Annotated in this window: 12 protein-coding genes; 8 read left to right on the forward strand and 4 right to left on the reverse strand. The window is 61.4% G+C overall.

The genetic code is table 11. From position 1 onward, the window contains the following. Positions 1–64: 64 nt before the first annotated feature. Genes ABH944_RS19610 through ABH944_RS19620 form a run of 3 tightly spaced genes read right to left on the reverse strand, consistent with a single transcriptional unit; the run spans position 65 to position 4,232 of the window. The gene (locus ABH944_RS19610) at positions 65–1,459 is read right to left on the reverse strand and encodes an efflux transporter outer membrane subunit (RefSeq protein WP_404608398.1); all 1,395 of its coding nucleotides are present in this window, start codon (positions 1,457–1,459) and stop codon (positions 65–67) included. Next, on the reverse strand, positions 1,456–2,592 hold the full coding sequence (locus ABH944_RS19615) for an HlyD family secretion protein (RefSeq protein WP_404608399.1): 1,137 nt from the start codon (positions 2,590–2,592) through the stop codon (positions 1,456–1,458). The genes ABH944_RS19610 and ABH944_RS19615 overlap by 4 nt, the downstream gene beginning before the upstream one ends. Next, positions 2,589–4,232 (reverse strand): MFS transporter, encoded by a 1,644-nt coding sequence (locus tag ABH944_RS19620; RefSeq protein WP_404608401.1) that lies wholly within the window; start codon positions 4,230–4,232, stop codon positions 2,589–2,591. Before ABH944_RS19620 ends, ABH944_RS19615 begins: the two co-directional genes overlap by 4 nt. Positions 4,233–4,852: 620 nt before the next feature. On the opposite strand from ABH944_RS19620, the gene ABH944_RS19625 reads away from it, so the two are divergent. The 5 genes from ABH944_RS19625 to ABH944_RS19645 all read left to right on the forward strand — a co-directional run bounded on the left by ABH944_RS19625 (position 4,853) and on the right by ABH944_RS19645 (position 10,085). Continuing rightward, a complete protein-coding gene (locus tag ABH944_RS19625) occupies positions 4,853–5,944 on the forward strand; it encodes an isocitrate/isopropylmalate dehydrogenase family protein (protein ID WP_404608403.1) in 1,092 nt (363 codons plus the stop codon). Beyond that, positions 5,941–6,684, forward strand: a complete 744-nt coding sequence (locus tag ABH944_RS19630; protein ID WP_404608405.1) for a GntR family transcriptional regulator — start codon at positions 5,941–5,943, stop codon at positions 6,682–6,684. Before ABH944_RS19625 ends, ABH944_RS19630 begins: the two co-directional genes overlap by 4 nt. Before the next feature lie 168 nt (positions 6,685–6,852). Then, complete coding sequence (locus ABH944_RS19635; protein ID WP_404608406.1) at positions 6,853–8,157, forward strand: MFS transporter; 1,305 nt, start codon at positions 6,853–6,855, stop codon at positions 8,155–8,157. 104 nt (positions 8,158–8,261) lie between these two features. After that, on the forward strand, positions 8,262–9,053 hold the full coding sequence (locus tag ABH944_RS19640; protein ID WP_404608407.1) for a hydroxypyruvate isomerase family protein: 792 nt from the start codon (positions 8,262–8,264) through the stop codon (positions 9,051–9,053). Between the two features lie 66 nt (positions 9,054–9,119). Beyond that, a complete protein-coding gene (locus tag ABH944_RS19645) occupies positions 9,120–10,085 on the forward strand; it encodes an amidohydrolase family protein (RefSeq protein ID WP_404608409.1) in 966 nt (321 codons plus the stop codon). A gap of 134 nt (positions 10,086–10,219) precedes the next feature. On the opposite strand, the gene ABH944_RS19650 is transcribed toward ABH944_RS19645, so the two are convergent. Next, positions 10,220–11,593 carry an FAD-binding oxidoreductase gene (locus ABH944_RS19650; RefSeq protein ID WP_404608411.1) on the reverse strand — a complete coding sequence of 458 codons (1,374 nt, stop codon included), beginning with the start codon at positions 11,591–11,593 and terminating at the stop codon, positions 10,220–10,222. 213 nt (positions 11,594–11,806) lie between these two features. Here ABH944_RS19650 and ABH944_RS19655 point away from each other — a divergent pair, with 213 nt between their 5' ends. From ABH944_RS19655 to ABH944_RS19665, 3 genes are all read left to right on the forward strand, one after another. Beyond that, positions 11,807–12,064 carry a DUF4242 domain-containing protein gene (locus ABH944_RS19655; RefSeq protein WP_404608413.1) on the forward strand — a complete coding sequence of 86 codons (258 nt, stop codon included), beginning with the start codon at positions 11,807–11,809 and terminating at the stop codon, positions 12,062–12,064. A gap of 117 nt (positions 12,065–12,181) precedes the next feature. Beyond that, positions 12,182–15,133 carry an ATP-binding protein gene (locus ABH944_RS19660; protein WP_404608414.1) on the forward strand — a complete coding sequence of 984 codons (2,952 nt, stop codon included), beginning with the start codon at positions 12,182–12,184 and terminating at the stop codon, positions 15,131–15,133. A gap of 637 nt (positions 15,134–15,770) precedes the next feature. Further along, a complete protein-coding gene (locus tag ABH944_RS19665; protein WP_404608416.1) occupies positions 15,771–17,360 on the forward strand; it encodes a class I adenylate-forming enzyme family protein in 1,590 nt (529 codons plus the stop codon). Positions 17,361–17,525 lie beyond the last annotated feature (165 nt).

Consider the following 17,525-nt stretch of genomic DNA (forward strand, 5'->3'; position numbering starts at 1 on the left):
AGTCGGCGAACCGCCAGTGTCGAGTGCGAACCAGACCCGGTGTAGCGGAAGAGATGGACGTTAACTAATCTGCGTCCGCTCTGTCGATCATATCGGGGCTCCATCCCCCACCCATCGCCTCATAGAGGGTCACGCGTGCTGTAAGGGCATCGGCTCGAAGCTGGACGACACCGAGTTCCGCCGAAAGCAGGTTGCGCTGCGCGTCGAGCTGATCCAGATAGGTCGCATAGCCTTCGCGATAGCGATTGGTAGCGATCCGCAACTGTTCGGACAGCGAATCGCGCTGGGCGATGGCCATCACCAACTGCTCATCCACGCGCTGAGCGGTGGCCAACGCTTTTTCGACCTCGCTGATCGCGGTGAGCGCGGTCCCCCGATAGGCGAATGCCGCCTGATCGCGCTGCGCACCGGCTTTTTCGGCCAAGGCAGTCAGCTTGCCGCCCTCGAACAGCGGCGCGAGAATGCTTCCGCCCAACGACCAGATGTTGAACGGATATACCTGCTCTGTGCCGAAGGACCGGCCGAGCGAGGCCGCCAGATTGAACTGCGGCAGGAAGTTCTTGCGCGCCGCGGCCAGCGACTTGTCTGCTGCTGCAAGCTGGTATTCCGCTTCGGCGACATCCGGGCGCCGCCGCAACAGCCCGGATGGCAAGGTCTGCGGAATGACCGGCTCGGTCAGCGCATCGAGCACCCCGCCGCGCTGGATACCGCCTGGGATATCGTCGGTGAGTACGCTCAGCGAATCTTCTGCGCGCGTAATCGCCAGCCTCGTTTGAGGGATGAGCTGTGCGGTCGAATCATATTCCGACTGTGCCTGTTGCAGCTCCAACCGGGACGAATAGCCGTTCTCGAATTCCGTTTTAGCCAGGCGCAGCGAATTCGCGCGCGCGGTGAGCGTTGCCTGTGCGATCTTCAACTGTGCATCGAGACTGAGCAGCGTGATGTAGCCGCTGGCTGTCGAACTGGCGACTGACAGCCGGATGGCGTCGCGTGCTGCCGCGCTGGCGAGATATGCATCGCGCGCCGCGGCGCGCTGGTCGGCCAGCCGGCCGAACAGATCCACTTCCCATGCAGCCTCTATGTCCACTTGTCCGCTGCTCAATTCGAGCGGTGTACCAAAGGGGCTGACGATACGGGAGCGCCCGGCATTATCGAAGCCGGCGTTGAGCGTCGGCAGCAACGCCGCACGCGCGATCGCTGCGTCTGCGCGCGCCTCGCGCACGCGGCCGGCTGCTTTGCCGATATCGGTATTGCTGGCAAGCGCCTTTTCCACCAGCGCAGTCAATACGGGATCGCCGAATTGCCGCCACCAGGCCTTGTCCGGCGAGATCGCCTGCCCGGTATCGCGTTGCCACACCGCGGGCTCCACGACGTCGGGCACGGTTGCGACTTTTACTTTCGGCCCCGCGCAAGCAGATAGCAGCAGGGCAACGCCGAGGTTAAGGACGCAGCGGTTCATCGGTCACCGTCGCGAGTATCAACCGCGGTTTCGACCGACATGCCCGGCCGCAGCCGCCGCGCCAATTCCTGTCCCGGATCGACGCTGATCCGTACGGCAATGCGTTGCGCCACCTTGACGAAATTGCCGGTCGCATTGTCGGGCTTGATCGCCGCGAACTCCGATCCCGTTGCGGGGGATATTGTCTCGAGATGGCCATGCAGCTCCGCGTCGCCAAGCGCATCGACCCGGAATGTCACGCGCTGCCCGGCGCGCATGCGATGCGTCTGCGCTTCCTTGTAGTTGGCAACGATCCAGATGGTGTGCGGCACCAGCGACATCAGCTGCGTGCCTGCCGTGACGTAGTCGCCGTTGCGCACGCCGATTTCAGAGAGTTGTCCATCGACAGGCGCGCGAATGACGGTGTTCTCCAGGTCAACCTGCGCGCTGCGCAGCGCCGCTTTGGCGGAATCGATCGCCGCCTGCAATCCCGCCCGCGCGACAACCACGGTGCGCACATCTTCCGTACCGATGGAGCGGCCCGCGACAGCCTGTTGCAGAGAGGCCCGGGCCGCGAGCAGCACGGCACGGGTCTGGTCGTACTCGCGTTTCGAAAGCGATCCGTCTTTGACGAGAGCGTCTGCGCGGCGCATGTCGGCTTCGGCGCGCACCAGTTGTGCACGCGCGGCGGCGATGTTCGCGTCCTGGCTATGCGTCGCCAGTTCGCGCGAGCGCTGCGATTGCGCGGAGTTGGCGAACGCCGCCTGCTGTGCGGCGAGATTGGCCTCGGCTTGCGCGACCCTCGCGGCGTAGATGCGGTCGTCGACGGTCGCGAGAATCTTGCCGGCCTTCACTTCGGCGAAATCGTTGACCGGCACGCTGGTGACATAGCCGCTCACCTGCGAACTGATGGTCGTCACGAGCCCGCGCACATAGGCGTTGTCGGTGTCTTCCGAAGCGCCGGCGAAAGGCGGCAGACGCCAGGCACGCAGGACCACGCCAATCGCGCACAGCGCCAGCAGCACGATGACGATGATCGTCACTGGACTCTTCTTCGGCAACTGCCAGCCATGCGGTTCAGCCGTCGCGGCGGGAGGAGATGCGGTTTGCGTTTGGCTATCGCCCGCGGGCGGATCTTTCCTGGGCTCGTTCATTCCGGGCTCTTCCTGTTGGCTTGTGCCGGCTTTGTTTTCATCGCCTGCTGCTGGAGAAGGATGAGAGGCGAGATTTCACCTCGCCGCCACATCAACCATTGGATTACCACGCCCCAAACAACGGTCAGGCTTGCCAGCACACCCACCAGCAAGAATACGTCGTTATAGGCCAGGACATTCGCTTCGCGCGAAACGCGTTGCGACAGTTGCCAGGCCCCCTCGCGGACCTGCGCGGCGACCACTGGATTACTCATGACCAGCGACTGGACAAGTTCGTTCGAATGAAACCGCTCACGAACCGTCTGAAATGTGCCGAGCAGGGTGCTGCCAACGACCCCCCCGACGCTCTGGCTGATGTTGAACACGACGACGAAGCTCACCAGGTAATTCCCGCCGCCGGCCAGCACCATTCGCGAAGCGCCGAGCACCATGGCCCGTCCCAGGAACAGGAGCGAGGCGAAGCCGATCAGTCCCTGGCTGAGATAGAAATTTGCGGGCCTCGACAGGTTGGTCGCGCCGGCATCCATGAAGGCCCCGATCGCAATCAGCAGGGCCGCCACGGCGATCGGCTTGCCTGGATTGCCGGGATTGAAGGTCAACGCACTGACGACGATCCCGGTGATCGATGCTGCCAGGATGATTGAGTTGAGCGTGATCATCTGGTCGTTGAGCATTCCGAACAATGTCAGCAAGCCGAACGATCCAAAGGTTTGCTCGGAGAGGAGTATGCGGATCGCTGCCGCGATCAGCATGACGCGGAGCACTTCGCGAGTGCCCAGCCAGCGTGTATTGATCAACGGACTGACGCGACAGTGTTCGACGATCAGGCCTGTGCTGATCAGGGCCACGCTGCCGGCGAGGGACCAGCCCAGCCAGGCGCGATCGGTCCACCATTCGATCCGGCCTTCGGAGAATACCGCCACGAATAGCGCAAGCCCTGGCGCCAGCAGGCCCAGGGTCAGAAAGTCGGCCGGCTCGAATACCTTGCGGCGCTCGCTCGGCGGCAAGGGCAGGACCATCACGGCAGCAAGCGTCGCCAGCGCCATCCCCAGTTCGAACCAGCCGAGCCTGTGCCAGTTGCCCGTCTGCAGCAGCCCGGGCGACAAGACACGCGCCAGCGGCGTCGCCAGCTGGGGAACGCTGATGCCAACGATCATGCCGAGCATCCTTTTGGGTGCGGGCATGGCTTGCATCAGATAGTAGATTCCCATCGACGAGAGGCCGGCTGCGGAGATCGCGCTGATGGCTCGTACCGCGACCGCCGACCAGAATCCTTGCACGATCAGATGCAGCAGGGCGATCGCGGTATAGGTGACGAGCATGGAGGTGACGAAGCGTCGCAAACCGAATTGCTGGCGGAATTTCACCAGGATCAGGTTGGCGGACGCATAGACCATGAAATAGGCGGCGGTGAGCCAGGTCGCCTCATCGCTGTAGAGGCCGAGCGTCCCCTGCGCGTAAACCAGGTTGACCGCCACGAGTCCATTGCCCAGGCCTTGCGTGATCCCGATCAGGCATCCGATCGCGAAATAGGCATGGCGCCTTGCCGGCGGATGGTCGGGACTTGCGGGACTGCCCAGTATCAACGGCCGTTCATGCGGCTTTAGCGCGTAATCGCTCTCTTCAAATTGGGTAGACAAGCAACTCCCCCTGATTTACTGAACGCACACTATCGGTGTCTGGCTGCGCACTGGCAGAAAAAACGCAGGGCGCATGGGAAGTACTTCATACGAACAGCTTTCAATACCCATCATGCGGCGGTAGAGGTGCTCAAAACCTGGCTGCATGTCTCCCTCCTGAGCCAGTTACCGGGAACGCCTGGACATTATCCGTTCGCGATGTTGCCGGCCGATGGTGGGAGGATAGCCTTCGCGAACCTGGTTTCCACACGCCTGGCCTGACAACATGAAGCCGGCAGCGATCGAAACGGATTTCACAAAATACACCAACGCTGATGGGTACGGACCCTTCAAGAGGGCGATCGCTGCAAAGTTGCTGCGTGATAACAACGCCGCATAGGGAGGGGCGGCGAAAATCGCTGAAAGTTCGTCACGTCTCGACCTAACAAATTGATTTAAATAAGAAATAGATGGCCGAGCCGGCCTCACGAGTCGATACAACCCGGACCCCATAACAAGCGTCATAAGGGTTCACCATAGTGGCCGTCACGATCCGTATGCCATATGGTATGCGATAAGGAATACGCAAACGTGACACGAGAAACCGGTCGAAAATGGACTCGCAACCTATAGAGGTCTGAATGAAGCTAGCAGTGTTACCCGGTGACGACATCGGGCCAGAAATCATGGACGCTACCCTCATGGTGCTGCGTCGGGCGGACAGCCGGTTCGGATTGGATATCTCGCTCGATATCCACCCCGTGGGGATGGCTGTCTACAAGGAGCGCGGCACCACCTTGCCGGCGGATGCGTTGGAGGCCGCTCGTACAGCCGATGGCGTATTGCTGGGCCCCGGAGGGATGACACTCTATCCGTCAGTCAGCGAAGGGGGCATCAATATTCCCGGTACGATCCGCAAGCAGCTCGACCTGTACGCCAACATTCGCCCGGCACGATCGCGGGCCGGTGTGCCGATGGCCCATCCGGGCCTGGACTGTGTGATCGTGAGGGAGAATACCGAAGGCTTTTACGCCGATCGCAGCCTGTTCCAGGGTTATGGCGAATTCATGCCTACGCCCGACGTGGCGCTGTCGGTACGCCTGATCACCGCCAAGGCGTCACGCCGTATAGCCGAGGTAGCGTTCAAGCTGGCCCGCACGCGGCGCAAACACGTCACGGTCGTGGGCAAGCGGCATGTGTTGCAGGTCACCGACGGTCTCTTCATGCGCGAGGTCGACAAGGTCGCCGAAGAGTTTCCGGACGTCACGCTCAGGGAGATCGACATCGACGCGATAGCCGCGGAACTCTACACGCGGCCGGAGAGGTTCGACGTCATTCTGACTACAAATATGTTCGGCGATATCCTCTCGAATCAGGTCAATGCTCTCGCGGGTGGCCTGGGCATGGCCTCTGCACTCAACGTGGGCGACACGCACGCAGCCGCGAACGCGGGGCATGGGTCCGCGCCCGACATCGCTGGTCAGGGCATTGCCAATCCGACCGGGCTGATTCTCTCCGCTGCATTACTGCTGCGTCATCTTGGCGCCCGCTCCGGTACACAAGCGTATGCACACGCGGCGAGTGCGATCGAATCGGCTGTCGACGCTGCCATGACCGATACGGCGACTCGCACGGGTGATCTGCGTGGAACAACGAACACCAGCGGATTTGCGCGCGCTGTGTGTGATTTGCTCGATCGGGCGAGTGAACCGGCGGCGGAGCTTCGCACATGACATCCTCTCAGAGCGTGACCCGCTTGCCGGATGAAAAGGAGAGCTTTTCCGTGGATGCTTCCGAAGGTCTCGAACAAGCGTCCGCGCCCAGTAACGCAGCCCGTGCGTATAACGAAATCAAACAGCGGATTCTCGATAACGTGTATCCGGTCGGCGCGACCGGATCGGTGCAAGAGCTGGCTGACGCATTGGGGATAAGCCGCACGCCAATTCGCGATGCGCTGATTCGGCTCGAAGAGGAGCGTCTGGTCGCATTGAGCCCCCGGCACGGGTTTCGCGTATTGCCGATCAGCGCCGCGGAAATGATCGAGATCTATCAGATCGTCGGCGCGCTGGAATTGCTCGCTATCGAACTGCTGATCGGGCGGCGGCTGGAGCCGCAGGTATTCACTCCGCTCGAAGCGGCAGTCACCGCCATGGAGGCCGCATTGGACTCGGGCGATCGCGATGCCTGGGCACAGAGCGATGCGCGCTTCCATCAGTTGATCATAGCGTTGTCGGGCAGCACGCGGTTGGCTCAGACAGTCCGGCAGTTTCTCGACCAGACTCGACGCGTGCGCGACCTCACGTTGCATCTGCGGCCTGCCCCGGAGCAGTCCACAAAAAGTCATCGTGCGCTGCTGACGGCGATTGTCGCGGGCGACGCGCCAGCCGCGCGCGAACTGCATCACGCACAGCGGCAACGCAGCGGCACTGAGCTTGCCCATATCCTGCAAAAACTGAATATCCGACACCTGTAGCAGATCGCAGGTGCGGCGTCACGATCGATCCGGGCAGATTGCACGTGCCCGGTAATTGATCGTGACCGTGAGTAACTAAATTAATTAGTAATACAAAATAACAAAAAAATCGGATACATGTGTGCTCTTGAAGAAATCCATGGACAACAGACTACGCAGGAGACATTGGTGAAAAATGACACGGTCGTCATCGATTCAGGGGTGACCATTCCAGGTTCGATCGAGGACAAGGCGTTCAGGAAGGCGATCCTGCGTCTTGTTCCTCTTCTGACAATATCGTTTCTGGTCAACTACATTGATCGCACCAACGTCGGGTTTGCCGCCTTGACGATGAATCATGATATTGGTCTTTCAAACATGGCCTTTGGTTGGGGCGCCGGGGTGTTGTTCTTCAGCTATTGTTTTTTCGAAGTACCGAGCAACGCTGTGTTGTACAGGGTCGGTGCCCGCATCTGGTTGGCGCGCATCATGATCACGTGGGGCATTCTTTCCGCTGCAACAGCGCTCGTGTCCGGACCCAGGAGTTTCTATCTGATGCGCTTCCTGTTGGGAGCTGCCGAGGCAGGCTTTAACCCCGGCGTCATGTTTTTCTTCCTTGCCTGGTTTCCAGTGCGTTATCGAAGTCGAATCCTTGCCTGGTTCCAGATGGCCATCCCGCTATCGGCGGTCGTCAGCGGACCGCTTTCGATAGCAGTATTGCAGGCAAACGGCCTATTAGGACTCGCCGGCTGGCAATGGCTGTTCATTGTGGAAGGCGTGCCGGCGGTCATACTTGGTGTTGCTGTGCTGGTGATGGTCACCGACCAGCCGAAGGACGCGGCATGGCTGACACCCGATGAGCGTCAGGCCATAACGGCAGCCGTCGCCGCGGAAACGCGCGAACGTGCGGTCATCCATTTCCGCGATATCGTCACAGATCCCAGGGTGCTGTTGCTGACGGCCATTCAGTTCGGCTTTACCCTCGGTTCCTACGGGATCGGCATTTGGTTGCCACTCATTCTCAAGGAACACAAGCTGTCGACGCTGTCGATCGGCCTGGTCGCGGCCGTACCCTACATGATCGGCTGTTTCGCAACAATACTCTGGGCGTCGGCGGTAGACCGGAGCGGGCGCCGGATATTTCATCTTGCCTTGACCTGTGGCCTGGCGGCACTGGGCATGCTGATCGCGGTCTCGGTTCCTACGCTTGCAGTATCAATGCTGGGCCTGACGATAGCGATCGTCGGCGTAACTTCGGCTCGCGGGATTTTCTGGTCGATCCCGCCGCGTTTCCTGAGCGGGAAGGGCGCCGCCAGCGGACTCGCGCTGATCAGCTCGGTCGCGACATTGGGCGGCTTTCTCGGCCCCGTCACCATGGGTTGGCTAAGGACGACAACCGGATCTTTCACAACAGGTCTGGTTTGCATGGCTGCGCTGATCGCGATGTCAGGTCTGCTGACCTTGCTATTGCCACGCTTTATGAAAGGCGATTGACGCCAGTGCGCACCTTCCGCGCTAAACGGGTACCGGCATGACGCCGATAGCCGGCACGGACCTGTGCATTTCCAAACGCGCTAAACCCACGCAAGGAACATTTCATGATCAGGTTGTGTGCCCACCTGGGCTATCAATTCAACGAGGTACCGTTTCTCGAGCGCTTCGAGTGTGCTGCCGCGGCTGGGTATCGAGCCGTGGAGTTTCCAGTGCCCTACGCTTACGACAGTGGTGTTCTCGCGGATCGGCTTGCCCGTTTCGACCTGTCGCTCGTGCAGTTTGCAGCCCCGATGGGCGATACGTCACAGGGGGAGAAGGGTTTGGGAGCGCTGAGCGGTCGGGAAACGGCGTTTCGCACCAGCCTTGCGCAAGCAGTGCACTATGCGCAGGCGCTTGGCTGCCGGCATATCCATCCTATGGCGGGTGTCACCAGTGAGACTGCCAGGCTGGACTGGTCGACTTACGTCGCCAATCTGCGATTTGCGGTCGCCTGTTTGGCGGAGCAGGGCATGACGACCTTGGTGGAAGTGATGAGCGAGGGCGAGGTCCCGGGTTACTTCCTGTCCAGTTATGAGCGTGCGCAAGCGTTGTTCGACGCAGTCGCGGACCCGCATCTTACGCTGATCTTCGACACGTACCATGCACAAGCACTGACCGGTGATGTGAAGGGTGAACTCATGCGATGGGCGGGACGGATCGGCCATGTCCAGGTCTCGGACTTTCCCGGGCGTCATGAGCCGGGCACGGGGATGCTTGATTTCGACGCCTTGTTCGCGCAGTTGGAACAATCCGGCTATGACGGTTGGGTGGGGTGCGAGTACCGGCCCGAGACGACGACCCAGGCCGGGCTCAGGTATCTGGGCAAATATCTGACCGATGTTCGCTCAGCATCCTGAGGATGATTTTCTGGTTGCAACCGGCGCGGCGTCAGCGCGGTAGATCGATTGTCAAAAGGAGAAGACATGGTTTCTCGAAGGAACCTCGTAAAAACGATAGCCGTTGGCGGCTTGTCCATGGGTTCCGGTATTGCCTCGAGTTTTACCGCCGGCGACGCGAGCATGCGTGATGTCCGATCGCTTATGCCAGCGCTTTCATGCGATTGCCATTCGCACATCATTGGGCCTTATGACCGGTTTCCAATGCTTGAATCTCGACGCTATACACCTCCGCCTGCATCGGTTGAAGATCTCGAAACTCTGCATCGAAAACTCGGTATTGAAAGATCAGTCCTCGTACAGCCAAGCTTCTACGGGTTCGATAATGCCTGTCTGCTTGCCGCATTACAGGTACTTGGCCCGACAGCGAGAGGTGTGGCAGCCATACCTGATGATCTGGCGGCAAATGAACTTGATCGTTGGCGTATTGCGGGTATCACGGGCATTCGAATCAATCAGGCGGGAGGATGTAAAGACCCTCGAATTTTGACCGGGATGATTGAGAGAGCGGGAAAGCAGGCAGCGGAGCTTGGTTGGCACGTTCAGCTATTTTTGCCCTTGACAGTCATTGCCTCCCTTGCTCGGACGATTGAAGCATCGCCTGCGGTGTTCGTTCTTGACCACTTCGCCGGCGCCAAAGCGACCGGGGTCAGGCAGGAGGGCTTTGACGCTGTTCTCGGTTTGATGAAGGCAGGTAGGGCGTACTCGAAACTTAGTGCACCGTATCATGAAGCCCAGGCGCCCGGCTATGCCGGAATGGGAGAGTTGGCGGCCGCGTTTATCAACGCGAATCCCGGTCAGGTTCTTTGGGGAACGGACTGGCCTCATACCCCGTGGCTACGAGATACTAAAGAGACCAGGGAGAGCATCAGTCCGTTCTATCCAGTCGACAACATGAACCTGATCGAGAAGTTCTTCGAATGGGTTCCGGACAAAACGACCCAAGAGAGAATCCTGGTCAAAAACCCTGCGAAGTTATTTGGATTTTCGTGACGGCGAGGCCGGGGTCTGTGGTGCACATTACGGGCGCGACCGAAAAACGCGGCTTTGCTGCAGCAAGAACCAAGCGGCATGCGGGTTCGGGATGCGCAGTACAAGGGCGCCCGGCAGCTGCGCCCTCGGGAGCGCTACGCTGGCCGGATGTTTTGGTTCACGCGGAAAAGGTTGCCGGGATCCAGGTCCCGCTTGATCGATGACAGCCGCGAGTAGTTGTCCCGGAAGCTGGCCTTCACCCGGTCCTGTCCCTCGTCCATCATGAAGTTCACGTATGCGCCTCCGGCCGAGTAAGGATTCAATGCGCTCTGGTAATCGCGAGCCCAGGTACTGATCCGTTCCACGTTGGCCGGATCGGGGTCCACACCGACAAACACCGCCGCCCAACGGGCATCGCGGTAACTGAACGCGGTCTCGTTGCGACCCACCCGGTGTGCGGCTCCGTCGATCGGATAGAGGTGCATCGTCGAGTGCATCGTCGGCAGCCGGGCGGCGTGTTGCACGTGCAGCGCAATCGCTTCGTCAGACAGTTCGCCGACGAAATCGGCGCGCCAGTACCATTGCAGCCCCGGTGGATAGAGGCCGTCGAACGCGCCTTGCAGCATCGGAAACGGCATCTCCTGAACGCCGTGCAGCGCGGGGGCGGTCGCCCGCACGGGCGCGAAGGCCGCATCGGCCATCGCGGGGTCGCCGGTCCAGCACCAGACCACGGCGCACATTTTTTGCAGGTGCAGCGGCTCCGGAAACGGGGCCACGGGCGGCACGGTCATGAACGCGAAAAAGCCGTTCAGCTCTTCCGGTGCATCAGGCATGAACGAGCGGTACCACTGCATGATTTCCGCCGCACGCTCCATCGGCCAAAGTGTCGGACCGCCAATGATGGTCGATACCGCATGCAGCCGGAACTCGAAGGAAGTGACCACGCCGAAATTGCCACCACCGCCGCGCAAGGCCCAGAAAAGATCGGAGTTGCTCCGCTCGCTCGCGGTAACGAGGCGTCCGTCGGCGAGCACCACGTCGGCTGACAGCAGATTGTCGATCGAGAGCCCGTAGCGGCGTGTCAAATGGCCGATGCCCCCGCCGAGCGTCAGGCCGCCGACGCCAGTCGTGCTGATGATTCCGCTGGGCGCGGCAAGCCCGAACGCGTGCGACGCGTGATCGACATCACGCCACAGACAGCCTCCTTCCGCGCGGACGGTGTGCGCCGCCGGGTCGACGCGGATGCCCCGCATCGCGGAAAGGTCGATCACGAGGCCGTCGTCGCAGATGCCGAGACCGCCGCCGTTATGCCCTCCGCCCCGCACGGCCAGCAGCAGCTGATGCTCGCGCGCGAAGGTCACCGAGGCGATCACGTCCGCGACATCCGCGCATTGCGCGATCAGCTTCGGACGCTTCGAAATCATCGCGTTGAAGACCTTGCGGGCGTCATCATAGGTGGCGTCGGACGGCTGGACGAGGTTGCCGCGAAGGGCGGCACGATAGGCCATCAGGTCGTTGTCCGTGAACATGTCGATCTCCTCGCAGTTTCCATGACATCAAGCATAGGCGCGCGGTTGGCGGCGAACCATCCACAGGATTGATCAAAGTACAACTCAGCGGCCGCCGGGTACATTAGTCAGTTCTGGCTACGATGACGGTGGAACGGACTTGACGCGCCGCAGGGGCATCACTACAACGTAAACAGCGCTTGTCTTGAGCGTCCAGTCTGACCGGAGGAATCGGTGCCGCTATTTCTGATCGAACGCCAGTTCGCTGACGAACTGAAGCTGGACGCTGCCGGTGCCGCAGCGCTCAGGGAAATCAATGACGCGAGCGGCGTCAACTGGCTGTTCTCGTTCCTGTCGGCAGACAGGCGGAAAACCTACTGTCTCTACGAGGCATCCAGTGCCGAAGCGATTCGCGAAGCCGCCAGGCTCGCCGGCCTGCCGGCCGACGTGGTGGTGGAAGTCAGCGAGTTGCGACCCGAGGCGTTCATGTAGGTTTCGGAGGCCGGAAGGATGCAGTGCCCCCTATGCTGCCGGGTCAATCGTCCGGACGCCCGCTTTTGCGACGCCTGCGGTGTGTGCCTCACGGCGCAGGCGGCTGATGAGGCAGCTGTGGCGTTGGTCGTCGGCCGCGAAGCCGAACTCGCCGCGCTCGCTGATTTGGTCGGACGAATGGTCAACGGCCATGGTGCGATCGTCGCGCTGGTCGGCGAGCCTGGCATCGGCAAGTCTCACACCGCAAAGACACTGGCCCGCCGCGCTACCGGCGTGCGCACGCTTTGGGGGCGTTGCAACGAGGAGCCGGGCGCGCCGCCGTATTGGCCATGGTTGCAGATCATGCGAGTCTGGCTCGAGGGCCATGACTACGATGAACTGCAGGCCACGTTGGGCGCTGCGGCCGCGCCCATCGCGGAGATTCTCCCGGAGATCAGGCACCGGTTCAGGGATCTGGCGCCCTTGCTGCCGACGCCCGATCCGCAGCAGCAGCGCTTCCGTCTCTTCGACGCGATGACGGGTTTCTGGAAAGCGGCGGCAGCGACCGAACCGCTGTTGCTGATCATCGATAACCTCCATTGGGCCGACGCGTCGTCGCTGCGAATGCTCGAGTTCTTTGCCTCGGAGATCGCGGACAGCCACATCCTGCTGCTCGCCACCTATCGCGATACCGAATTGGGCCGCCAGCATCCGCTGTCGGTCACGCTTGGCGACCTTGCCCGATACGGCCATTTCCACCGCTTTCGCCTGGCCGGACTCAATCGTCAGGAGAGTGCGACGCTGATCGCGCAAAGCGGCGGTGCGGGTCTCACGCCGCCTCTCCTCGACGGGATCTACAGCCAGACCGAAGGCAACCCGTTGTTCATCGCCGAGACGACCAGGCTGCTGATTCAGGAGGGCGTGCTGGGGCGCCGCGCAGAAGGGCGGACTGCCGCGCCGCGCTTGCTTGCGTCGATCCGCATTCCCGAAGGGGTAAGGGAAGTGATCGGCCGGCGTTTGAACCGGCTGTCGCCGCAGGCAAACCGTGTGCTCGAATGCGCCGCGCTGATTGGCCGGACGTTTGATCTCCAGTTGCTGCGGCGTGTGCTGGACGAAACGCTTGCTCCAAACCTGCAGAACACGATAGAGGAAGCCCTGCAGTCCCATGTACTCGAACCGGCGGAGCAGCCGGGCTGGTTCCAGTTCTCGCACGCATTGATTCGCGAGACCTTGTACGACGAAATTGCGATACCTGCCCGCGGCGGCCTGCATTTGCAAGTCGCGCAGGCTATCGAAGAACGGTACAAGGACGACGCGGATCGTTATCTGCCTGCGCTTGCGCACCATTACACCAGCGCGCTGCCCGGCGCGGACGCCGGGCGGGCGACCGACATCGCGCGGCGCGCCGCCGAACGTGCGACCCGGCTTCTCGCCCATGAGGAAGCGGCCCGCTATTACCGGCTCGCGCTTCAGGCGGCAGGCGCGATGAGTGCCCGCGATCCGGTGTTGACGACCAGGCTGCTCAACGCACTTGGCGAGTCGCTTACGGCCACTGGCGAATACCTGCAGGCGCGAGAAGCGTTCGAACAGGCGATGTCACTTGCCACTGCTTCGAACGCGATCGACCAGATCACACGCGCTGCACTCGGCTTCGAGACAGCTACATGGGCTCCGGGGCTTGCGGGCCAGGCGGCTGCACGGCTGCTGCGCGAAGCGCTCGCCGCTCAGGCCAGCGGCGACAGCATCGCCAAGGCGCAGTTGCTCAGCTCGCTTGCGCGAGCGCTGATTTTCAGCGGCGAAGATGCCCAGGCCGCGATCGTACGGGAACAGGCCGTGGCCATGGCGCGACGCAGTGGCGACACGGGGACGCTGGTTGCGACGCTGGTCGCGACGCTATCCGCGCGCTGGCAGCCCGAGCGTAGCGCGGAGCGGTTGCGGGACATCGATGAAGCGCTTCGTCTGGCCGAAGGCGAGGGCAACGTCCTGGGTGCGCTCGACGCGCAAGCATGGCAGCTGTTCGAGTTGATGGAACTGGGTGAGCTGTCGACCTGGCTTGAGCGGCTAGAGCAATTCGAGTACCGGGCGGCGGAACTGCGCCAGCCGTTCGTGCGCTACGTGGCCGCGACCTCGCGCGCAACTTTCGCATTATTGGAGGGCAGGTTCGACGACGCGGAACGCCAGATAGCGCAGGCATTGCAAATTGGCCGCCGCATGCCGGGGCTGGATGCGCCTGGCGTCTACGGCATGCAGATGTTCACGCTGCGTTGCGAACAGGGCCGTCTGCGCGACCTGGCGCCGCTCGTGCGTGCCTTCGTAAACGCGCCGCCCAGGGCGGGGATGTGGCGCCCCGGTCTGGCGCTGCTTTACGCGGAGATCGATCTGCTCGACGAGGCGCGCAGCGAGTTCGAGGCGCTCGCGGCGGATGATTTTGCGGTGGTCCGCCATGACGCCTTACGCGCGGCGAGTCTGGCGTATCTGGCCCAGGTGTGCTCCCGGCTCGATGACACGAAACGGGCGGAAGTCCTGTATGCGATGCTGCTGCCGTACGACGGCCGTAATCTCCTCATCGGGACGACGGTTGGATGCTTTGGCGCCGCAGCCTCGCTGCTCGGCTTGCTTGCCACGACACAGCGCAAATGGCAAGACGCCCAGCGTCATTTCGAGTCTGCGCTGACGATGAACTTCCGGCAGGGCGCGTCCCCTGCGCTCGCGCATACACGCTTGCGCTATGCCTCGATGCGGCTGGCCCGCAACGCCGATGGTGACCGCGACGGCGCGAGCGTGCTGCTGGAGGACGCGCGGGCTGCGGCGGTGCGCATGGGCATGCGCACGCTGACCGAGCGAATCGACGAGGTACGACGCTCGATCGGGCCTGCGTCCACTCCGGTCTGTCCAGCCGGGTTGAGCGCGCGCGAAGCCCAGGTGCTTCGACTGGTGGCAAGCGGGCTGGAAAATCGCGAAATCGCCAAGCGGCTGTTCCTGAGCCCGAACACGGTCGCCAACCACATTCGGTCGATCCTCGCCAAGACCGGATCCGCCAATCGCACGGAGGCGGCAGCGTTCGCGATCCGTAACGGTTTGGCGGGATGACAACGAACGGGCGACCCGGGTCGCCTGCATACGCGTACGGCCAGAGTTTTGCCAGCGGATAGCCGTCACGGCCTGGGGGTCTTGTCGCCAGGCTCAAGGGACTCGTGACGCGGCGTGTCTCGCGACCGGGTGATGTCGTGTTGTTCCATAAACAAGTCAAAACGCTCTGCCTTTTCCGGAAGCGGTGAGGTGAATGCTCTGAAAACAACGAAGCCGACGAACAACAGAATACAAATAACCGATGAAATCTCAAATAGTGCGTGACTCATGGAACCTCCCACCGTTAGTTTATTCGGCAATTCGGGCTCGCCGTTTTGATAAGGATAACTACTTTGCTCTATAAAGTTTGGTTACCGCCGCCAGCTTGACCATGCCATTTTTCCCTCTCAAGTGTTCATGTACGTCGATGAATCGATGAAGCGGATAGTAGTGTCGAAATCTTAGACGGGAATTAGCGGCTCAGGAAATCGGGATTTCACGATCGCACTGGTCAGCTGGTCCTGCGCTCATTCTGTGCTCATTTTCCGCGCTCATCATGCGTGGAAAGCAAGGGTGGGATCGGATTTCGAGAACGCGCAGGCTCACGGCCGACATGCGCAGCGAGGGCCGCCACATGACTCACGAAAGAGAATAGATCATGACAAATTACAGCGAAACAACCGGGCCGCTCTATGTCGATGCATTACTCGACCAGCTGGGCATACGGTCCGATAGACCCGTACTGCGCTATCTTCATACTGACGTTACCGGCGGCGCGCTGCGTCGCTCGATCTTTCGCTACGCACGTGCGCTCGAGGCACTCGGCATTGGCCGGGGTTCTGTGGTCGCATTGCTCGCACCCAATTGTCCCGATGCGCTCGCCATTCGCTACTCGGCGAATCTTCTCGGCGCCACGACGCTGTTCATGCCCGCGCTCGCGAAGCGCGATCAACACAGCACGCTGCTTGCCAGAATCCAGCCCACGCTCCTGATTGTGTTCGGAGAAACCGTGCACCTCGTCCCGGAAGGCGTGACTGCGCTCGTCGTGCCGGTGGGTTTCGGCGCTGATACCTTACGGCTGGATCGGCTTGCCGCAGAGCGTTCGGATCGGCCCTTGCGCAGCCGTTCCATGCCCGATGACCTCGCCGTGATCGTATCGTCCGGTGGCACGACGGGTGTGCCGAAATGCAGCCGGAGATCGTTCGCAGCGTATTCGGCAATGATCAGAGCAGAGAGGGCGGAAGATAAGCGGCAACTCGTCAACGGGGCGCTCGCATACATTTCACAAGTGCTGGTGGACTCGACCTTGATCGGTGGGGGCACGGTCGTGCTCGACCGCCAATACGAGCCTGCCGCGACGCTCGCGATGATCGAGTCGGAACGCATCACCGACTTGCTGCTCGTCGAGCCACAACTTTTCGAAACGATGGATCATCCGGACGCGCGCTGGCGCGATCTGTCGTCGTTGCGCTCGATTGCACACATCGGCGGCTCGGCGCCTGCGGTTCTGCGACAACGCGCAATCAGCCGTTTCGGCCCGGTGCTCAAGCATATGTACGGAGCGAGCGAGGCGGGTCTGGTGAGCGTGCTTGCGCCGCCGGGGTACGAGGCAACCGTCAACATGGCATCCGGCGCCGGGCGCATTGTGGACGGCGTCGAGGTACGCATTCGCCGCCTGGACGAACGCTTCGCGGGTGTAGGGGAGATCGGCAACATCGAGGTGAGGTCGTGTTGTGTGGCGCAGGGCTACTACAGGCAGCCGGAAGCGGAGTCACGCAAGTTTCGCAACGGCTGGTGCCGCATGGGCGACACCGGTTTCATCGACGAGGACGGCCACCTGCATGTGCTCGGGCGTGCGTCCGATGTGGCTGTGATCGATGGTGTTTATATCAGCCCGACCAGGATTGAGGAGATCCTCTGCTGGCTGCCTGACGTGCGGTATGCCGCGGCATATGCACCAGGAAACGGTTCAGCGGGATATACATGGAACGCGTTGGTTGAGCCATGGCCAGGAAGACACGTGCAGGTTGCGCGGTGCGCAAGCATTCTCGAAGCTGTGTTCGGCATTTCCATTTCGAACCGGGTACGCATTATCGCCGTAGATCGCGTGCCACAAACCGAACAGGGCAAAGTGGACCGTATGGCGATCGAAGCCCTTCTTCAGGATGAGCCGCGCAATAGAACGAGCCGTATCGAATTCGATATGGAGTCGCACCGACAGAGCAACGTGGTCGGCGTTTCCGTGTGATTTGCGTCGTCGAGCGCAAGGAGCGATAGCCCCCGATGGGCTTGCCGGATGTCGCGGTAATGAATCAGGTGCGACAGGGTCAAGATGACTAGTATTCCTGATTTTAAAAAAACGACCAGCGATTGATTCGCTGGGTTCCGGGAGCACAGGTTCTTCACTCACCGC

Source organism: Caballeronia udeis (assembly GCF_044909315.1).
In the GTDB taxonomy this organism is placed as follows: Bacteria; Pseudomonadota; Gammaproteobacteria; order Burkholderiales; family Burkholderiaceae; genus Caballeronia; species Caballeronia udeis_A.